At 34.0% G+C, this 20,196-nt stretch carries 20 protein-coding genes and 2 tRNA genes; 4 read left to right on the top strand and 18 right to left on the bottom strand.

The window, feature by feature from the left end; translation table 11 throughout:
- Positions 1 to 89: 89 nt before the first annotated feature.
- From N4A35_06800 to N4A35_06820, 5 genes are all read right to left on the bottom strand, one after another.
- A tRNA-Asp gene (locus N4A35_06800) sits at positions 90 to 163 on the bottom strand.
- An 82-nt stretch (positions 164 to 245) separates the two neighbouring features.
- Positions 246 to 1,163 (bottom strand): DUF58 domain-containing protein, encoded by a 918-nt coding sequence (locus N4A35_06805; GenBank protein MCT4581111.1) that lies wholly within the window; start codon positions 1,161 to 1,163, stop codon positions 246 to 248.
- A 40-nt stretch (positions 1,164 to 1,203) separates the two neighbouring features.
- Positions 1,204 to 1,737, bottom strand: coding sequence for a dihydrofolate reductase family protein (locus N4A35_06810; protein ID MCT4581112.1), 534 nt, complete (start codon positions 1,735 to 1,737; stop codon positions 1,204 to 1,206).
- 4 nt (positions 1,738 to 1,741) lie between these two features.
- Positions 1,742 to 3,841 carry a DNA helicase RecQ gene (gene recQ / locus N4A35_06815; protein ID MCT4581113.1) on the bottom strand — a complete coding sequence of 700 codons (2,100 nt, stop codon included), beginning with the start codon at positions 3,839 to 3,841 and terminating at the stop codon, positions 1,742 to 1,744.
- Positions 3,842 to 3,968: 127 nt separating this feature from the next.
- On the bottom strand, positions 3,969 to 4,478 hold the full coding sequence (locus N4A35_06820; GenBank protein MCT4581114.1) for a rhodanese-like domain-containing protein: 510 nt from the start codon (positions 4,476 to 4,478) through the stop codon (positions 3,969 to 3,971).
- A 143-nt stretch (positions 4,479 to 4,621) separates the two neighbouring features.
- Here N4A35_06820 and N4A35_06825 point away from each other — a divergent pair, with 143 nt between their 5' ends.
- On the top strand, positions 4,622 to 4,960 hold the full coding sequence (locus N4A35_06825) for a VOC family protein (GenBank protein ID MCT4581115.1): 339 nt from the start codon (positions 4,622 to 4,624) through the stop codon (positions 4,958 to 4,960).
- Between the two features lie 65 nt (positions 4,961 to 5,025).
- On the opposite strand, the gene pruA is transcribed toward N4A35_06825, so the two are convergent.
- Both pruA and dnaN read right to left on the bottom strand, forming a co-directional pair.
- Complete coding sequence (gene pruA, locus N4A35_06830) at positions 5,026 to 6,657, bottom strand: L-glutamate gamma-semialdehyde dehydrogenase (protein ID MCT4581116.1); 1,632 nt, start codon at positions 6,655 to 6,657, stop codon at positions 5,026 to 5,028.
- A 128-nt stretch (positions 6,658 to 6,785) separates the two neighbouring features.
- The gene (dnaN, locus tag N4A35_06835; GenBank protein ID MCT4581117.1) at positions 6,786 to 7,907 is read right to left on the bottom strand and encodes a DNA polymerase III subunit beta; all 1,122 of its coding nucleotides are present in this window, start codon (positions 7,905 to 7,907) and stop codon (positions 6,786 to 6,788) included.
- A 192-nt stretch (positions 7,908 to 8,099) separates the two neighbouring features.
- Between dnaN and N4A35_06840 the strand changes: the two genes are divergently transcribed.
- From N4A35_06840 to N4A35_06850, 3 genes are all read left to right on the top strand, one after another.
- Complete coding sequence (locus N4A35_06840; protein ID MCT4581118.1) at positions 8,100 to 8,621, top strand: hypothetical protein; 522 nt, start codon at positions 8,100 to 8,102, stop codon at positions 8,619 to 8,621.
- Position 8,622: 1 nt separating this feature from the next.
- Positions 8,623 to 9,573: an alpha/beta hydrolase gene (locus tag N4A35_06845; GenBank protein MCT4581119.1), complete on the top strand. Its 951-nt coding sequence runs from the start codon at positions 8,623 to 8,625 to the stop codon at positions 9,571 to 9,573.
- 79 nt (positions 9,574 to 9,652) lie between these two features.
- Positions 9,653 to 9,737: transfer RNA gene (locus tag N4A35_06850), tRNA-Ser, on the top strand.
- Between the two features lie 101 nt (positions 9,738 to 9,838).
- Here the strand turns inward: N4A35_06850 and N4A35_06855 are convergent.
- The 11 genes from N4A35_06855 to N4A35_06905 all read right to left on the bottom strand — a co-directional run bounded on the left by N4A35_06855 (position 9,839) and on the right by N4A35_06905 (position 20,195).
- Positions 9,839 to 10,828 carry a cytochrome-c peroxidase gene (locus tag N4A35_06855; GenBank protein MCT4581120.1) on the bottom strand — a complete coding sequence of 330 codons (990 nt, stop codon included), beginning with the start codon at positions 10,826 to 10,828 and terminating at the stop codon, positions 9,839 to 9,841.
- A gap of 46 nt (positions 10,829 to 10,874) precedes the next feature.
- The gene (locus tag N4A35_06860; GenBank protein MCT4581121.1) at positions 10,875 to 11,855 is read right to left on the bottom strand and encodes a T9SS type A sorting domain-containing protein; all 981 of its coding nucleotides are present in this window, start codon (positions 11,853 to 11,855) and stop codon (positions 10,875 to 10,877) included.
- 7 nt (positions 11,856 to 11,862) lie between these two features.
- Positions 11,863 to 13,080, bottom strand: a complete 1,218-nt coding sequence (locus tag N4A35_06865) for a multicopper oxidase domain-containing protein (protein ID MCT4581122.1) — start codon at positions 13,078 to 13,080, stop codon at positions 11,863 to 11,865.
- Positions 13,080 to 13,421 (bottom strand): multicopper oxidase domain-containing protein, encoded by a 342-nt coding sequence (locus N4A35_06870; protein MCT4581123.1) that lies wholly within the window; start codon positions 13,419 to 13,421, stop codon positions 13,080 to 13,082. The genes N4A35_06865 and N4A35_06870 overlap by 1 nt, the downstream gene beginning before the upstream one ends.
- A 47-nt stretch (positions 13,422 to 13,468) precedes the next feature.
- Positions 13,469 to 13,951, bottom strand: a complete 483-nt coding sequence (locus tag N4A35_06875) for a hypothetical protein (GenBank protein MCT4581124.1) — start codon at positions 13,949 to 13,951, stop codon at positions 13,469 to 13,471.
- Complete coding sequence (locus N4A35_06880) at positions 13,948 to 14,640, bottom strand: T9SS type A sorting domain-containing protein (protein MCT4581125.1); 693 nt, start codon at positions 14,638 to 14,640, stop codon at positions 13,948 to 13,950. Before N4A35_06880 ends, N4A35_06875 begins: the two co-directional genes overlap by 4 nt.
- A gap of 408 nt (positions 14,641 to 15,048) precedes the next feature.
- Positions 15,049 to 15,552, bottom strand: a complete 504-nt coding sequence (locus N4A35_06885) for a hypothetical protein (protein ID MCT4581126.1) — start codon at positions 15,550 to 15,552, stop codon at positions 15,049 to 15,051.
- The gene (locus tag N4A35_06890) at positions 15,552 to 16,520 is read right to left on the bottom strand and encodes a hypothetical protein (GenBank protein MCT4581127.1); all 969 of its coding nucleotides are present in this window, start codon (positions 16,518 to 16,520) and stop codon (positions 15,552 to 15,554) included. The genes N4A35_06885 and N4A35_06890 overlap by 1 nt, the downstream gene beginning before the upstream one ends.
- Entirely contained in the window at positions 16,513 to 17,046 is a 534-nt protein-coding gene (locus tag N4A35_06895; GenBank protein MCT4581128.1) for a hypothetical protein, read from the bottom strand. Before N4A35_06895 ends, N4A35_06890 begins: the two co-directional genes overlap by 8 nt.
- Complete coding sequence (locus tag N4A35_06900; protein ID MCT4581129.1) at positions 17,039 to 18,259, bottom strand: hypothetical protein; 1,221 nt, start codon at positions 18,257 to 18,259, stop codon at positions 17,039 to 17,041. Before N4A35_06900 ends, N4A35_06895 begins: the two co-directional genes overlap by 8 nt.
- Before the next feature lie 4 nt (positions 18,260 to 18,263).
- Entirely contained in the window at positions 18,264 to 20,195 is a 1,932-nt protein-coding gene (locus tag N4A35_06905) for a type II and III secretion system protein (protein ID MCT4581130.1), read from the bottom strand.
- Position 20,196: the final 1 nt, after the last annotated feature.

A 20,196-nucleotide genomic window follows, 5' to 3' on the forward strand; every position in this document is an offset into this window, starting at 1 on the left:
TCTCCCGATGATAATCGGGATATTCTAACTGTTCATTCTACGAAGTTTTAAGCATAAAAAAAGCTCCATCGATATGATGAAGCTTTCTGCGGTCTGGACGGGACTCGAACCCGCGACCCCCTGCGTGACAGGCAGGTATTCTAACCAACTGAACTACCAGACCTTGGTTATTTTGCTTTGTCATTTCTGACTTGCGTGTGCAAAAATAGTTGATTTTATTTAAATACCAAACAAAAAACAAAAAATTAATTCATTTTTTTTCGTTTGATTAAATATTGTAGGAGAACATTATCAAAGCCAGCGTTAATATCTGCTAAAACATAGTCAATATGGTACTGACCGCATTTAAGCTTAATTGCTCTTTGGTTTTCTTCAAATTGCTTTTGGTAAGTTTGTTTGATTTGGTATGGATTAAGTTTTACTTCTTCACCAGTTTCCATATCAACAAAAGTATATGGTGAGTTCCCATAGTTGAGGGCTAACTCTTTACTTTTATCGATGGTGTGAAAAATAATGACTTCATGGTTTCTGTGTTTTAAATGTTGTAAAGCAGAATATAGTTCATCATTATTGTTGGCAGAATCCATAATATCACTAAAAATGACAATCAAAGATCTTTTATGTGTTTGTTCTGCTACTTGGTGTAATGCATCAACAATATTAGTTGTTGTTAAAGTATTTTTATTGTAGTTATGCCACTTTTTTTCTAATTCCGAAAACAGAAAACGTTGGTGGGTAATACTTGATTTACATGGCGTATGAAGCGAAGTCTGTTCATCAAATAGCGAAAGTCCTACAGCATCTCTTTGCGTTCTTAATAAATAAATTAAGGCTGCTGCAGTGTCGATAGAAAATTCAATTTTATTGTAATTTTCAGTAGGGAAGTACATGGAAGAAGAAGTGTCAATTACAAGCTGACATCTTAAATTCGTTTCCTCTTCATAGCGCTTAACAAATAGCCTTTCTGTTCTTCCATAGAGTTTCCAATCAATATGTTTTGTGGATTCTCCTTTGTTGTATAAGCGGTGTTCTGCGAATTCTACACTGAAGCCATGATAGGGACTTTTATGTAATCCAGTAATAAACCCTTCTACAGCTTGTTTTGCTAGAATTTCTAGACTTCCAAACTCTCTTGCTTTTTTATGATGAATTACTGAAGACATAACGTATTTGATTTAAACAAAGATAAACATTTGCGTTCAATTATTTCTTTTTATAGTGCAATTGAACAACTCCAGTATCAAAATTTTTGCTAGACAATAATTCAATATGAGTGGGTGGAGTTCCTCCTTTAAATAACCTTTTTCCATCTCCTAAAAGGATAGGCATGACAGAGATGATGTATTCATCAATTAAGTTTTCTTTCATTAATAAACGAACAATTTCAGCACCTCCATCGCAATAAATATTTTTTCCAGACTCTTGTTTTAACTGATGAATTAATTGTGATAAGTCTTCTGTATAAAAAGTGACACCATTTTCAGGAGCTTTAGGTGTTCTGGTTATAACATAACACTGATGTTGCTTTCCTTGAGGGAACTCACCTCCCGTTAATTTTAAAACAATATCATAGGTTTTTCTGCCTACAATATAAGTGTCAATAGTTTGGTTAAAAGCTGAGTAACCGTAGTCCTCGCCTTCTTTTTCAGCTATAGATAACCACGATAAATCATCGTCTTGTGTTGCTATGTAGCCGTCCAAACTCATAGCGATGTATAAGATTAAATTCCTGTTCATAAATTTACAATGCTAATTCTTTTACAATAATAGTCAAGCCTAATCTAATTTTATAATAAGGCATTTTTTCATTAAAAAATTCAAAATAAGGTTTTAAAGAATTGAGGGTTTTGATTTCTAAGTAGGCTTGACGAATTTGCTGAACTTCATTATCGTTGACATAAATAGATAAATCAATATTTTTTCCATCACTATATAGCTTGGCTAAATGAGAAAAAATAGTCGTCATACTTAAGCCGCGCTCTTCTGCTATTTGCTCAGGAGATATTCCTTGTTGATAAAAGCGATAGGTTACTTCAAATGTATTCATTTGTTGATCCTTATAAGCTTGAATAAGCTCTAGAAAAGGAGTTGCATAACGTTCAACTTTAACTTGATTAATCCCTTGAATTGTGAGCAGGTCTTCTTCAGAGGTTGGTAATTCCAAAGCTATTTGGTGTAGCGTAGCATCATGGAAAACAATATAAGCTGGAACACCTTGTTTTTTGGCAATAGAAGCTCTTAACTGACGTAACTCTTCAAACAGTTGCTCTTGTTTGGTCAGTTTTTTTGCTTTTTTCTTTTGCTCTTTTGCCTTGATAGCCCGATCAATGGCTTGTGTAACTTTGACTTTTCTATTTTTAAATAATACTTCATTACCAAAATTGGTGATTTTTAATCTAAATCCCTCGTCATAAGCAATTTCCATTACCCCAATATTGATGAGTTGAGTGATGTAATGTTGCCAATCTTTAAAACTAATGTCACTGCCTACACCATAGGTTTTAATATTTTGATAGCCTTTACTATATAGTTCTTGATTAGCACTTCCCCTTAGGATGTTAATGAGCATGTTTGTCCCTATTTCTTGATTGGTTCTTCTTACTGCAGAAAGTGCTTTTTGAGCAAGGATAGTCCCATCTAAGAATTGAGGAGGGTTTTTACAAACATCACAGTTACCACAGTCTTGTTTTAAGTCCTCACTAAAGTAGGCTAGAAGAATTTTTCTTCTGCAAGATGTAGCTTCAGCATAATTGAGCATTCGATTTAGCTTTTCAGTATAAATGGGAGTTTGTTCACTACCACTAGCAAATCGTTTTAATACCATTAAATCTCTTAAATTATAGTACATTACAGTGGTACTAGGTAAACCATCTCTACCAGCTCTTCCAATTTCTTGATAATAACCTTCTATATTTTTAGGGAGGTTATTATGAATGACCCATCTAACATTCGATTTGTCAATTCCCATACCAAAGGCTATTGTTGCCGTTATAATCGATAAGTCATCGTTAATAAAGTCTTCTTGTATTCGTGCTCTCTTTTGAGCAGATAAGCCAGCATGATAGGCTTCCGCTTCTATATGATAGGCTTTTAATTCCTTAGCTATTTCCTCCGTTTGTTTTCGGCTCAAGCAATAGATTATACCTGATTGATTGGGACGATTTTCGATAAAAGAAATTATTTCTTTTATTTTTTTCTTTTTAGGAACATTTGCTCTTACTTCTAAACTTAGGTTAGAACGATTAAAAGAAGAAAGGAATATTGTGGTCTTAAAAAGCCCTAATTGTTTGATAATATCTTTTCTAGTAGTCTTATCTGCTGTGGCTGTAAGTGCAATAAACGGAACAGTCTTAAACTGTTTTCTTACTGAACTTAATTGGGTATATTCTGGTCTAAAATCATGCCCCCACATTGAAACGCAGTGTGCTTCGTCTATAGCAAACATTGAGACCTTTACATCCTTTAACCAATTATCAGTTATTGTAAATAGTTTTTCAGGAGAAATATAAAGTAATTTAATCGCTCCATCAATCGCATCTTCTATTACTTTCCGTTCTTGAACAGGATCTAGAGAACTATTAAAATAAGCTGCTTTAATACCATTAGCTCTTAAGCTTTCTACCTGATCTTTCATTAGAGATATCAAAGGAGAAATAACAATCGCTACTCCGTCGAATAGTAAAGCTGGAATCTGAAAACAAATAGATTTACCACCTCCGGTAGGCATTAAGACTAGGGTGTCTTTTTGGGCTAATACATTGGCTATAATAGCCTCTTGTTGAGGTCTAAATTGGGAATAACCGAAATGTTGCTCTAGTACTTTTTGGGCTTGTTCAATCATAAATAAAATGGGGCTTTACTTTACGAAAGTAACAAAGTTTTATCAATGCTAAGAGTCTAAAAGAATAAATAGTTATTAATAAAATACTGAAGCTATTCACGTATTAAGTGATAGACCAGTACTTGGGTCAGTCTATTACCTTAGTACATTTTTCAGTGTTAAGCCATTGGCTCCAGTCATTATTATATCCATGAACTTTAGTTGTAGCTTTACCATTTTCATCAACTAAAGTATAACCAGAGTTGGCCCAATTAAAAATACCTCCATATACATTATAAACTTTTTTGAAACCTGCCTTTTGTAGCTGTTCTCCAACTTTTTCACTACGATATCCTATCGAACAATAGACATAAACAGGTAGGGTATGATCTAAGTTTTGTACTGAAGCCATATTAAAGTGATCATAACCAACTTTTATAGCTCCTTTGATATGACTCGTATTATATTCTTTAGTTTCTCTAGCGTCTAAGATAATAATAGCTGTGTTATTCATCATTCTATGGACTTGTTTTGGGGTTGCTAAAGGAACAGTTCCTTCAATATAACCGTTACACATAGCATCGAACCCTTGAGGGTTTTGAGCCCAAAGAAAAGTTGAAGTTAAAATAATAATAACTGTAAATAAAAACTGTTTCATAGCTGTAAAATTATCAAAATTTAGTCCAAAATAATTGTTTTATCTTTTGATTAGTGGTGACAAGTGTCACATCATTACAAAATTAACCAGATAAAAAAGAACTGTACAATTCTTTTTGATTAACTTAATCATCAAAAAAGAAGATGAACAATACATTGATTAATTATATTGAGTTTAAATCTACAGACTTGGAAGCAACTAGACAGTTTTATTCGCAATTGTTTGGTTGGGAGTTTAAAGCTTATGGAGACAGGTATATCGCTTTTTCAGGAGCGGGAATAGATGGAGGGTTTGAACTTACAGATGAAGAGATTCAAAACGGAGTACTTGTAGTCTTATATCACCGTAATTTAGAAGAAATTTTAGGGAAGCTAAAGCAATTAAAGACTGTCATAACTAGACCAATTTTTTCATTTCCTGGTGGTAGAAGATTGCAATTTTTGGATCCGTCTGGAAATGAATTAGCAATTTGGTCAGAATAATTATTTTAAAAACAAAAAGGCGATAGTTTAAACTATCGCCTTATTAGTTAAATTATAACCATTACTTATTCTCCTAAAAATGCATATCTGTAATCTGTAGGAGGAACAAATGTTTCTTTTATTGTTCGAGGAGATACCCAACGGATTAAGTTAAGGTATGATCCTGCTTTATCATTTGTACCAGATCCTCTAGCCCCACCAAATGGTTGTTGTCCTACAACAGCTCCAGTTGGTTTGTCATTGATATAGAAGTTTCCAGCTGCATTTACTAATGTTTTTGTTGCTTCATCAATAGCGTAACGATCTTGTGAGAAAATAGAGCCTGTTAAAGCGTATTCAGAAGTTTCATCTACTAGTTTTAATGTCTCAGAGAATTGATCTTTATCGTAAACGTAAATAGTTACTACAGGGCCAAAGATTTCTTCTTCCATTGTTCTGTAGTTAGGATTTGAGGTTACAACAACTGTTGGTTCGATAAAATATCCTTTAGATTTATCATATCCACCACCAATCAAGATCTCAGCATCTTTACTTTCTTTAATATAGTCAATGTATGAAGCGATTTTATCAAAAGCTCTTTCATCAATAACAGCAGTAATAAAGTTGTTGGTATCTCCAGGTGAACCCATTTTAAATGAAGCAACGTCTTCTTTTACAAATGCTAAAACTTCATCTGATAAATTAGAAGGTAAATAAACTCTTGATGCAGCAGAACATTTTTGACCTTGGAATTCAAAAGCTCCTCTACTAATAGCAGTTGCTACTTGTTTGGCATGAGAAGAGTGGTGAGCAACAATAAAGTCTTTTCCTCCTGTTTCTCCAACAATTCTTGGATAAGTTCTGTAGTTAGCTAAGTTAGCGCCAATTTCTTGCCACAGATGTCTGAAAACTCCTGTAGACCCTGTGAAGTGAAGTCCAGCAAAGTCTTTATGCTTAAAAACAATATCTCCAGCTACAGGTCCGTCTACTGTAATCATGTTGATTACTCCATCAGGAACACCAGCCTCTTTAAAAAGTTCCATAATAACTTGTGCGGAATATACTTGAGAATCTGCTGGTTTCCATACTACAGTATTTCCCATCATTGCAGCTGAAGCTGGAAGGTTAGCTGATATTGCGGTGAAATTAAAAGGAGTAATCGCAAATACAAAACCTTCCAAAGGTCTATACTCTAATCTATTCCAAATTCCATCAGAAGACTCTGGTTGTTCAGCATAGATTTGTTGCATATAGGCAACATTAAAACGTAAAAAGTCAATAAGTTCACATGCAGCATCAATTTCTGCTTGCATAACATTTTTAGATTGCGCCAACATCGTTGCAGCATTCATTTTGTCTCTAAAAGGTCCAGCCAATAAATCAGCAGCTTTTAAAAAGATTGCAGCTCTATGTTCCCAAGGTAGATTAGCCCAGTCCTCTTTAGCTGTTAAAGCAGCATCAATTGCATCGTGAACGTGTTGAGCAGTTCCATAATTAAAATGTCCCAAAACGTGTTGGTGATCATGTGGAGGACTCATTGGTTTTTTATCAGCTGTTCTAACCTCTTTTCCTCCAATATACATAGGTACATCAATAGGCTCTTGGTTAAACATTTCGTTATACTTAGCGATTAAAGACTCTTTTTCAGGAGTATTTGGGGCATAAGCATTAACTGGTTCATTTACCGGAAACGGTACATTATATATTGCTTTTGGCATTGTATATAGGTTTTAGTTTATTTATGAATTACAAATTTACAATTTATTTATTTTTTTAGAGGCATAAAAAAAGCGATTTTCCATGAGAAGAAAATCGCTTGAATATATTAGGTGTTGATTACACGATATTAATGATTAAGCATTACTGGCATCACAAGCATTAAGATATCTTCTCCCTCATCTTCTGGTTCTTCAGGTAGAAGAATTCCAGCTCTGTTAGGAGCACTTAGTTCTAATACGATTGATTCTGAGTCAATATTGTTTAACATTTCTAAAATAAAACGAGAGTTAAAACCAATTTCCATTTCATCACCTTCATAAGAACAAGCTAATCTTTCATTAGCAGCATTAGCAAAATCTAAATCTTCTGCATTCAAAACTAGTTTACTATTGTTGATTTGTAAACGAACTTGATGCGTTGTTTTATTCGCAAAAATAGCGACCCTTTTAATAGAACTTAATAATGATTTTCTATCAATTGTCATTCTATTAGGGTTTTCATTAGGAATTACCGCTTCGTAATTAGGGTACTTACCATCAATTAAACGGCAAACTAATTTAAAGTTTCCAAATTCAAACTGAGCATTACTTTCATTGTACTGAACCGTTACATCTCCTTCAGAATTATTTAATAAATTCTTTATTAATGTCATTGGTTTTTTAGGTACAATAAATGATGCTGCTTTATCAGCTTTTACATCTTTTCTTTTATAACGAACCAATTTATGAGCATCAGTAGCCACAAATGTCATGCTGTCTGTCTCTAATTGGAAGAAAACTCCACTCATTACAGGTCTTAAGTCATCATTTCCTGCTGCAAAGATTGTTTTTTCAACCGCTCTTTGAAGAATATTAGCGTTCAATGTTACAGATGAAGGATCCTCTAAAACTGGAACTTTTGGAAATTCATCCCCATTGTAACCGCTTAGTTTATACTTCCCGTAATCAGAAGCAATTTCAATAGCATAGGTATTATCATCAATTAAAAATGTTAACGGATGATCTGGGAATGTTTTCAAAATATCCATCAATAGTTTTGCTGGAACAGCTACACTTCCAGTTTCTTTAGCTTCTATTTCGATATTCGTAGTCATCGTTGTTTCTAAATCAGAAGCTGATATGGTCAATTCTTTTTCGTTAATCTCAAACAAAAAGTTATCCAATATTGGTAATGTATTAGAGCTGTTTAGAACTCCTCCAACAGCTTGTAGTTGTTTTAACAAAGCTGTACTTGATACTATAAATTTCATTTTCTCGTGTTAATAATCAAATTAAAAAAACTTATCCTATTTAGGACTAATCGACAAATTTAATGTAAAACATTTGAAGGAACGAAAACTATTAGAAGAGTTATTAGTCAATTTATTAACAATTTAGGGTTATTGGTTATTTTATTTGTTATTAATTTTAGTTTTTATGTATTTTGTAAAAAAAGAAAACTTATGAGTGGAGATACATTAAATGACGAACTGGATGATTTTACCTTTGATGATGATCAAAATCAACGACCAGTTTTTTTGACGGTACTAATTGTGTTAACTTGGATTGCAGTGGGAACAACCGTTTTAAGTGGTGTTTTTGCATTAATAAATATTGGGAACTCTGCTGATCAGCTAGAACAAAGTATGGCTGTTTTTGATAGTGTCCCAGATAATAGCCCAATGATGATTTATATGAAAGATTATAAGACTTTTGTGCTTGCCTCAATAGAAAATATGTACCCAATGAACCTCAGTAACATCATTTTATACTTAATAGAAGGCTTTGCAGCTTTATTGATGTTTAATTTAAAAAGAATTGGTTTTTGGATATATCTTGCTTGCCAAATAGGTTTTTTAGTTATTTTCTATACTTTCTATCCTGCTGATAATTTTATAACTACTGCAACAATTATTTCTGGACTTATTTTTTCAGGAATTTTTGTATTACTATATGGACTAAACCTGAAACATTTAACAAAGTAAGATGGGAGCAAAAAAAACGTACAATGATTATCCTGCTTGGAAAGAGTTCCAAGCTTATTATCCTCAAGAGTTTAGGATAGATGAAAAAACTCAACCAATAGAAACTTATTGGGAGTGGGAGGAGTATTCTGTACATCTAGATCGTTATATCCCAGAGGTTAATAATAAAAAAGTTAAAATTCTTCTTGTACATGGAGGAGGAGGAAACGGTCGGTTGATGGCTCCCATGGGAGTCGTGCTAAGTGGATTGGGTTATGAGTGTGTCGCTCCTGATATGCCAGGATTTGGTTTAACGGAAATTAGAAAACCTAACAGTTATAATACTTGGGTCGAACTAGTTGATGCTCTGGTTAACGCTGAGATGGAAAAAGATGGGAAGTCCATTATTCTTTGTGGCATAAGTTTAGGGGGAATGCTTGCTTACCATGCAGCATGCTTAAATAAAAATATTAAGGGGATTCTGGTTTCTAGCTTAGCCGATACAGCAGATCCAAGAGTACAAATTCAATTGTCAAAAAACGAATTTTTAGGGAAAACTGGAGCTAAAACTCTAGGAGCATTAAAAACATTAACTGATAATGTAAAGGTGCCGATAAAAATTACAACCAAAATGTGGGCAATGGCCAATGATCAAACCTTTGTTAAAAAGTTAAAGAAAGATAAAGTAGGATCTGGATCATGGGTTTATTTAAAGTTTTTAAGAACATTATTTGAAGCGAAGCCTGCGATAGAACCAGAGGAGTTTAAAAACTGTCCTTTGTTTTTTTTCCAACCTGAGAAAGATTTTATTATCCCGTGGGAGATCTCTGAACCGTTTTATGATCGCCTTGCTTGTGAAAAAGAAATGATGTATTTAGAAAATTGTGGACATATCCCGATGGAGAAACCTGGTGTTTTTCAGCTGAAAGACAAAGCGTTAGCTTTTATTGAAAAGATTGAAGCAACATTGTAAAAAACGAAAAATGATTTTTTTTGAAAAAAAATGTTGCAGATTAGAATAAAGTTAGTATCTTTGCCATCGCTAATGAAACGGATAGTTGGCAGAGTGGTCGAATGCGCCGGTCTTGAAAACCGGTTTACCGAAAGGTAACGGGGGTTCGAATCCCTCACTGTCCGCAAGAGAAAAAGAGGTCTGACTTTGTCAGGCCTTTTTTGTTTGTCGTTACTTGCTACAAATTTTAACAGTAATTAGTGATGAAGTCCTTTTTTTGAAAGAGCTAAAAAGGATTTGAAAAATTAGGGTTAGTGATAAACTTTTGGTCTGTTAACGAATGTAAAAAATTAATGAGGTCCAGTTTTTCTTTCGGTGTCAATGTAAAAGGTTGAATAAAATCACTTTGGTGTTTATGATTTTTTCCTCCTGAAGCGTAATGTTCAATAACTTCTCGTAAAGTAGCTATACTGCCATCATGCATATAAGGAGCTGTTATCCCTATGTTTCTTAGAGAGGGTGTTTTAAAAATGGCTCTGTCTTTTTCTAATTCTGTAAGTCGCATTCTACCAGAATCAGCATATACTTTATAAAGACCATTATTGGTTAAACTGTAGTTTGTAAAGTTGTTTCCAGAATGACATTTCGTACAGTAAAGCTTTTGAGTAAAAATTTCTAACCCATTTTTTTCAGATTCATTTAAAGCATTTTGAACTCCTTTTTGAAATTGATCAAATGGAGCGTTTTTGCTAATGAGTGTTTTTTCAAAAGAGGCGATAGAATGTGCATAAACATATTCGTTGGGTTCAATTCCGTATGCTTTTTTACTGAGTTGATTATAAAAGTTACTGTTCTTTAGTCGTTCAACCAGCAATAAAATATGAAAGTCAAACTCTTTATGTTCTTGAATGGGAACAAGGGTTTGAGCTTGAAGAGATGGGTTAACACCGTCTAACAAAAATGATGTTTGGTTTTTAAAATTAACAAGAGTAGGTGAGTTTCGACTTACTCGCTGTCCTTTTATTCCTATGCTTTTTTTTAAACCATCAGTAAACGCTAAATGTTGTTGATGACAGGAGGAACACGAGATACTTGAATCTCTTGATAAGATGGGATCGTAAAACAAATGTCTGCCTAATTGGATAGCTGCAAGACTATCAACTGTTTCGTTTTTTTGATAAATAGCAACTTTTCTATAGTTGTATTGAGATTTGAAAGCAATAGTAGAACTGACTAATGCAAGCAAAATTATCAGTGATAAAAATAGTTTCATCATAGAAAAAAAGAGTCCTTTTAATACCAAAAGGGGGGACTAGTTAAGATTAATAATTATTGACAGTAAATTTGATGCTTTCTTTGGTTGATTTACCATCCGTAAAAGTCGCAACGTAAAATCCATCAGGAAGTTCTTTGTTGATAAAGAAATTACCTTCTGAAATAAGGTTGTCTTTTAATAAAACGATTTTACCATTGCTGTCAGTAATGATGACTGTCAACTTTTCGTTGGTGTGAAAGGTGTAATATATTGTTGGAGCATAGGCAATTGTATAATCTACAAACAAATGATTAGGCGTGTTGGTAATTTCTGAAAAACCTACAGTTGGGCTCGCACTAAATACTGTATAGTCGTTAGTATTATCACATATTTCAGAATTAATTGAACCTCCATTATGTTGAATTCCATTGGAGACAAGGTCTATGTTTTGAATCCAGTCTGCAATGTTTGCATACATTTGCATTGTTATTGTACCTCCGTTATCAGTAGCAGATATATTTACCGAAACAGGCCTTAAAAGGTGATTTCCTAAAGCATGAAACTGGAAAGCTTTATTAGGAACCCCATCGTTATTAGAATCTACCATTCCATCAATCACAATAAAGAAGTAGCCAGATGGCCAGCCCCAATCCATAGATGGTGATTGGGAAGCTAAAGGGTGTGGAGCAGAATAGTTACTCGTCCCTGAACCATTTGCTGCAGCATCAACACCTAAATTAAAATTAAACGCTTCTAAACTTGTTAAACTGTGCGTTCCTAAGTCGTAGTTTGAAATATTAGCGCTACCTAGTACATATTGATCCGTTAATGGAGTCGTTTGACCTCCGTCATGGGTAAAAGACATCCCAGAGAGGTAATACTGAACCCTACTGAATTTAACTACTTTTCCATCTGTGTTGGTATATAGTTGACCATACGAGAATGCTTGTCCTTGAAACTCATGTGTCATGGTTAATTCCACATTGGTTTGAGCTTGAATAGTTACTCCCAAAAAAAGGATGAGGATAAATGTTGCTGCGTTTTTCATAGCTAATTTATTTTAAGATTAGTGTTTGCGTATATATTTTTTGATTCAGTAGAATCTTAATCCAATAGACTCCAGATGCTTGATTAGATAAGTTAATGGAAGTTTGATTAAGGCCAACTTTGGCAGTGTATCGTTTGTTTAGGATAGGTTTTCCTAAAAGGTTCATGACTTGAATATTGATATTTTGTGTTTGATTAATTTCGAATTCTAGAGAACAGAGCCCATTACTAGGAACAGGATATGTTTTTATTTTTGAAAGTATTGTTTCGTTTTCATTGTGATCTGAAAATCCTTCTATATTAACGGGGATTGTTTGCTGTCCAATATTGTTTTCTGTATTCAAATTAAAATATTCAATTTGAATGACGTTTTGAAATTCAGTAATTGGTTCAATTAGGACACCATACCTTTCTCCTGGTAGAACAATTATGGTGTCATTAGCTTCTGGATTGGGTAATGGACGGCCGTCAGAAGATATGATTTGAGCGTTAAGTGCTTCAGGTAATACGATTTGATTTCCCAAATTTCCAATATTGGCAAATCTTAAATAGGTGGTTTCGTTAGCGTGATAATTAACTGCTGTACCACCAAAAGAAGCGTTTCCATTAATCAGAAAATATTGAGGAATATAGGTTAAAGGAGTGCTTTTGTCTTCCATTGTGTGATTTAAAATGGTATCATGATGCCATGTTGTGTCTATTTCCGATAGAAGAAATGCAGCTTCATTGTCGTATGAATAGCCGTTATCCCAAGTAGTGTTGCTTCCGTTAGCGGGTTTTACAATTATTAGCCCATACATTCCAGCTTGCACATGTATAGGAGAAACAACATGGCAGTGATAAAGGTAAGTACCTGGATGAGGTGCTTTGAAATAATAACTAGCTGTATCATCATGAGCAATGGAGTAAGAAGTCATGGGAACACCATCATTTTGTTGGTTAACATCTAATCCATGTAGATGTATTGTATGTGGAGGACCTTGAGAAAGGTTCCATAAATCTAACCGGACAGAATTTCCCTCATTAAATATAAGGGTAGGAGCAGGGAGGTCAATTAAACTTCCGATAAGTTCTGTATACCCCATCAGTTTTATCTTGTTTCCATCTGGTAAAGTAAAATGTTTAAAAACATCAATTTTGGAAATCAATAATTTTGAGACATCAATTTGCGAGTATGTTGTGAAATAGGATAGTAGTAATAGCAATAATATAGTTAATTGTTTCATTATGGGGAAATTAGTATTGTCGTTAGCATTCCATTGGGGTACAGTCCATTTCCTGTTACAGCAACAAGGTTGTGGTCGTGTATAGGGTATTCTCCCGGTTGATTAGGAATGATTTCCAAAATCAATGTTTCCATGCTATAGATGGGAAAAGTATCTTTACTTCTGTTTAGGTGGTTGGGGTTTTTTGAAGAATATTTAATTGTTGCGTGATATCCGTGGAAATGTAAAGCGTGAATGCTTTGTCCCGTGTTACTGATAAAAAGGGATAAGGTGTCTCCCACATTTCCTGTAATTCTAGCCAGCGTATCGTTGTTGGTTTCAGGGTAACTATTCCCGTTAATGGTATAATAATTAGGCTGATAGGTGTTCCAGTCTGGAGCACCTCCTCCTAAAATAGATGTATTCCAACTGGATTAGATGTATTCCAACTGGATTGATGTGTTTTTAAATTCCAGAAAAAATTGTTGGGTGAATCATGAACAGCAATTAGCCCACTTAAGCCTGCATAGCTATATTGAGGGTAATTGGTCGGATCATAGTAAATGAAAGCGCCAATGTCTGTAAATTGATGATTGATTTGAATAGAATCTCCCGCAAGAATAACCGGAGTGCTATTTAAAACCCCTTTGATTTCAAAACTATGGGGTACCGAATCAAAATTGACAATCCACAATTCTAAAACATCATTAACAGCTAGCTCAATTACTGGATTGTTAATTGAGAATGAATTGGATGCGTTAAAAGTTAGGTAGGGAAAACTGCTTCCATTATTCACGGCTAAGGAGTCTCCTAAAATGTATAGTTTTTCTTCTATAACAGCTGCTTGAATACAGCTGGTAATCATGAAAAAAAAGAAAATAATTCGTTTCATTGTTTGATAAATTGTTGAGCGTTCACATAACCTTGATGACTTTCAGCTTGGATAGTATATATCCCCTTTGGAAGCTCAGAAATATTGATGACGAGATTGTTAATATTGTTGACTGTATGATGCTGAACAACTTGTCCAAATGTATTTAAAATGCGAAGCGTATTTATCTCGTGATGGCTGAGTGAAAGCGAAAGCCAATCTTGAGCTGGATTTGGAAATAAACGAATGGGCTTTGTTGCATTTTCTTTGACACTAGTCATATTTACTGAATTTAATAACCACGTGACTGTATCGCCATCATCAGGAAAATTAGTGTCATAAACATAAACTCTGTATTTAACCATTCCTGTATTTCCCATAGGGTTAACAGTTAGTCGGGTATACCCATCCAAGTTACTGTGAATTGGAACCATAGGAGCTGTTGTTCCAACAGGGACAATAGATCCCATACAAAATCCTTGTATACACAGTAGTCCATCCCAAGTGCTGGGAATATCATTATAAACGACCTCAATTTCTAGGTTTACAGTATCAACCGAGGAGGAAATGAGCTGATCTATTTTTAAAATGGTCGTTGAATTCGCATCAATATCCTGAACAATAGAATCATTGGGACTGCAAGTAAACGTTTGTGAAATACAGTTTATAGAGATCAAGAGCTGGAGAAATAGGGGGAATAATTTTTTCATGAGTTTAATTTTTTAGAGAATAGAGAAAGCTAATCATATTGGAAAGCACCAAGCCTTATGTTAGCTGTTATATGCTACACGGTGTTAGGGGGAAATAGGAAAGTAAAAAAGCCTAAGCAATTTTAGATCGAAAAATCAAGTGTCACATCATTTAATGCTTCTTGTATCTGTAGTGGTAGGGGGCAAGAGATTGTCCATAAAAATTGTTTTTTCTGAGGTAGAAGATAGTTTATATAAAAGATCCAAAAGTTCTTTTAAGAAACTGGAACTAAGTTAGTTGGTTTAGAACCTGTTGTCAATAGAAAAGTTTTTTCATAATAGGAATCCTAACGGAATTGATGGTTCCAATTGATGCTTATTGTATTAAAAGAAAATAACTACTTCTAGTTGAGGAACGGTTGTTTGGGGTTAGCTTTCTTTTTCAAACTCTTTTTGTTCTGCTTTAAAGCTGATGATAATTTTATCCGAAAAAATTTCGTTGATGATGACTTCATTTTTAACATCACCTGCTTTGACAAGGTAGTCTTTATCATCGATTTTGAGGAGTCCTAACTGGTTATTAATTACCCCAGAATATACTATTTTAGGCCACTTGATAACCGTCGTTTCTTTAGGTTTAATAGGGGAGGGAGTTCTTGTTTGTTGGCGATTTGTTGAAGAAAAAACAGGTGCCTGAGCGGTCACTTTATTTTTAGTCTTTTTGTTTAAAAAAGGGTCTCTATAGTTGAGTTGTAAATCACTTTTTTGTTGAGGTTTAAGCTTTAGTGGTGCAACTTGTGGAATGTATTGTGATACTTGGGTTGAATATTCTTCATCAGAAGCGTCCATATAGTCTATCCACTCTAAAGCAGAGTATCCCCATACCAATACGGTAATAATAATTAATGCTATCGTTTTGTTTTTTTTATTCATTAAAGCACAATAAATGATTGGAAATAAGGCTGAGTAGATTGGTTACCAGCAGCATCATACGTTATTACAGTCCAGTAGTAAGTGCCACTGTTATTTGGGAGGGTTAAGGAGGTGTCTTGTTGTAGACTACCATAGCGACCAGTAGGGTTTTGAATCGTATCAGAATAAATAAAGATAGAGTCAAAAAGTGTACTCTGTACGGTTCCATTGTTGGCAGCTCTTGACCAAGTGAATTCATAAATACTGTCGGAGTATAGGTTGCCAGTAGATGCGTCGGGAAGACCTAAGTTGGGACGATTTGGAGACGTTAAATCAATATTAATAAGGAATTTGCTTGTATAGTTGGTTTCTGAGGGTAAATTGTTGATTCCTTTTACAGACCAACTATACTTTCCCTCTGGTAAATTGATAGGATTAGCGAGTTGTGTAGTGGTAAGGTTAGTGTCTAAAAAAATGGTTCCTGTATTCCAGTTTGTTCCAGATTTTAAAGTTAATTGATAATTTTCAGCCGCATATAAATCTTGCCAAGTAAAACTAAAGTTATTATTATTGGTGTAGGTATTATTAATGGGATCGTAAAGGATGATTGTTTGAGAACTTAAATTAAAAGATGAATCGATTACGAGGCGCATGGTAGGGCTATAATTGGTTTCTGAAGAATTGTTTTCGGCTCTTACTTTCCATTCATATTCACCAGGGGATAGAGAGTACTGAACTGTTGATAGTGTTAGCGATGAATCTATGTATAGCGTACTAGGGTTATTCAATGATGGACAACCAATGAGCATACGATAATTGGTCGCACCATCTACATCTTCCCAGTCGAAAGTGATGTTTAAGTTGGTAGAGATAGCGTTGTTGGCAGGAGTAATCAATGTAATTGACTGTTCTTCAAGATTTTTCTCGAAAAAATCCTTACAAGCGCTAAGGCTGACAACTAATAATAATAGTCCAATAAGTCTAGGCATTCTTCTTAATGTTTTGAAAATAGACGGTTGCATATAATTTTTTTTGATGGTGTAAAAGATTGTGTTTTAATTCAAATTGGATTGAAGCTAAATTCGCTTGATCAAATTGAGATTCTAATTGGTGAATTAAGCTTAATAAGTCAATGAAACTCCCTTCTAGTTCAAAAACTCCTGTAATCACAGTATATTGTCCTTGTTGGTATTGATGTGGAGCTGGAACACGAGTTATTTTAATGGGAAATTCTTTTTTTAGCTGTTCTATTTGCTCCATTAATAGCTGTTGAATTTGTCCAGCATGAACTTCCTTGTCGATAATGAGTTGGTCTAGTTCTTTAGATTGGGCTTTTACATTAACCAATAGAGCATTATAATCAATATCGTTATTGGATAATTGTAATAGCTCTTCATATTCTTGTTTTAATTTAAAGGTATTCCCTAGTGTATTCTTGAAAATGTAATTCCCAAAAAAGAGTACCAATACTACAATTAATACAAATGATATTTTATTTGAAATTTGATTATTCATGAAGTGTAATTTTTATTTCAAATAATCCTGGGTGTTCGCGGTCAGATTGACTATAGTTTTGAATAATACTTTCAGCAATCCATTTTTCCTGCTCTAACTTTAAGATGAACTCTTTTAATTGTATACTCTGTTCTGCAATTCCTTTTATGTAGATTTCGTTTTTCTTAATTTTTAGTTTTTCTCCAGCTTTAAGTTTGTTTTCTATTAAGCCAATATTCAGTTCTAATAGCGCAATCGATCGAGGAGTTAATGCTGCAATTTGATCTGCGTATATCGAAAAGCTATTGTAAGAAGATACCCCTGTGGTTTTTAAAATGTTAATTTGTTGATTCAACTCACTTTGTTTTTGCTCGTATAAACTAAATTTAGCTTGTTGGTCGCTAGTTTGTTCTTTGAGTTCAGCATAAGCTTCTTCATATTTTTGCCCTAGAAAATAATTGGTTAACGTAATAAACAAAACTAAAATAAAGAAGAGTCGAAGGACAGCTATTTGATAAATGTTAAACTTAACCTCTTGCTGAGTTTTCGTCAACGTAGTTGTAGAACATAATTCTATATTGGGGTCTTTCGAAAAACTTTGTAAAGCGGAAGAGAAAGCAATAATGTTTTGAAAGTCAATGGATTCGTTTTCAATTGTTAGTGCTCTCCCAACTTCATTTTGTTGTTGAGTAACGATATATCCTTTTTCTGTATGGGTAAGTGTATAGTGCGGTAAATGTTGAGAAGTTTCGACTAAAGGTAAAGTCGCAAAAGGTCCTAGAATTACTTCAATACAATCTAATCCTACAGCTACAAATTGGTCGATAATGTCATCTAAAACTTCTTTTTTTATTACCGCTACCATCCAACCCGTATGATTCCAATATTTTTGAACATAAAAACGATCTGATTTGGCTCCAGGAAGTGCTTTTTGTAGAATAATATTATCCTCTTCTTCTTCATCAGCAATAACAGATTTAATTAAAACTTGCTTTCCAGTAACAGCCAAACAAATAGGTGGGTTAGGACTAAAAGGTATGGCTTTGTTCTTCCCAATTAATTGATTTAATTCTTCTAAGTTATTGATTAATGCCCCAGTTTTCTTAATAGAAATAGAGCCATAATAGTTTTTGATTTGGCAATAGGAATACACAGGAGTATTCCCAGTTGTAATTTCTACGCCAGAGAGTACTCGGCTAGATAAAAAGTTGCTATGTTTTAAAAAGCTAAACATCAATTTATTCGTAAGAAATCGTAGGTTTTATAAAAATCGTTAATTGTTTCTTGAGTTTCTTCTTTGACCTGCTTCCAAAAATAGACCTTAGAACTGGTATCCTTGAAATAAAAGGAATTCCAGAGGATGTTGCTGTCTTTTGATTTTCATCAAGCCCTCCAAGAAGGATGGTTTCCCCATTTCGTACTCGTACCAACGATTCAAAGCTTCTCGTTGTTTGTCCAGGAGGAGCTGTTTCTGCTACTTTAGTTGTAAAAGTAGATTGCTCAACTTTAATATCTAAGGTTACTTGTTCGTCTTTGGATACACTTGGAGTTACTGTAATTGATAAATCAGCCGTTACCGATTTCCATTGTTGACTCTGATAGACATTAGGGCTGATTTGGTTGTTGACTATTTGATTATTAACTTCTAAATAATACTGTTGATCTCCGATTTTCATAGAAGTTTCATGGCCGTTAAGTGTCGCAACAGTAGGGGTCGATTTTATTTTTACAATTCCATCTTCCTCCAGCGCTTTAAGGCTAAGGTAAAAGTTGGGAGCAACATTTCCTAAATTGAGAATTCCTAAACCATTAACGCCTTCTACTACATCATTAATGGCATCAGTACTAAGGTTTAAGTCAACCCCTGGGGATACTGTCCCTGAAGTAGGACCATTTGGATTTTCCCCTAAACCAGCTTGAATCCCAGTCGATAGGGTTTTAGAGTCGCTCACATCAGCAATAATTACATCAATTGTAATTACAGGAACAATCACATCTATAATTTCAATGAACTCTTCTAGCTCTCTTAAGTCAATAGCTGAACCCGAAACAATAAGACCATTTAATTCAATGAATTCAGAAATTTCAATCCCTTCTTTTAACTTAGCGGGAATAGCATCTAAAACATTTTCTATTCTTCTGTTTTCAAGTTCTATTAATTTGGTTTGTCGAAGCGATTCCGAATTTCGATTTCCAATTAAATAAACCTCTTGATCTTGTTTAAAGGTATAGTCGGAACCACTTAATAAATAGGATAAAAATTCTCCATAAGTTGCATTTTCTAAGTAAAGATTAGCTGTTCCTTTTGGAGTGTCGTATAAGAAATAGTTTTCTTTTAATTGTACAGAAACTTCTTCAATTATTTTTTGAATCTCTACATTGTTTGCTTCCACAGTAACCAAAGAGTCTTTAAATTCTACCAGTAAATTATTGGTTTTGTTTTTAGGGTTGTTAGCCGAATTATTGGTGTTACGTCTGTTGGTATTTCGATGATTGTTTTGAGCAACTTCTTCAAGGGTCGCTAATTCAACAAAATAGAAATTGTCGGTTGTTTTAGAAATTTTTAACCCATTAGATAATGCCATTTTATCTAATGCTTCTTCAAACGGTCTATTTTTGATAAATACACTGACGATCTTTCCTTTGACCTTGGGCGACATGATTACATTTTTTCCAGAAACATCAGTAATGTACTCAACAACATAATCAAGGGTGTCATTTTTTAATTTTAAGCTTAAGAAATCGTTAGAGATTTTATAAGAAATATCAGGGTTCTTTCTTACATAAGGCTTTTCAACAGGAAGTGGCTTTACATACTTTTTAAATGAAATAATACTTCCAATAATGTCCAGTTCTAAGTCGTATTCTTGACATAAATAAACGAAAACATCAAGCACTTTGGCCTTGGAAAAGTTATTGGTTATTGTATTGGTAATATCAGGCGCTATAGTGACATTTAATTCATTCGCTAGTGCAATGCCTCTAATAAACTCTTTTAATGAGGAGTTACTTACTGATAAATCGACTTCGTTATTCAATTTGGTATAAGTCTTTGAATACGATGTTAAACTTGTTTCGATTGTTTTGATTCGATCAGTTTTTTGTGCATAACCCAGCTGAATGCTCGAATAAGCAAATAAGATGAGTAGGATATATTTTAGTCTTTTCATA

This window comes from Flavobacteriales bacterium (assembly GCA_025210295.1).
Taxonomy (GTDB): Bacteria; Bacteroidota; Bacteroidia; order Flavobacteriales_D; family Parvicellaceae; genus S010-51.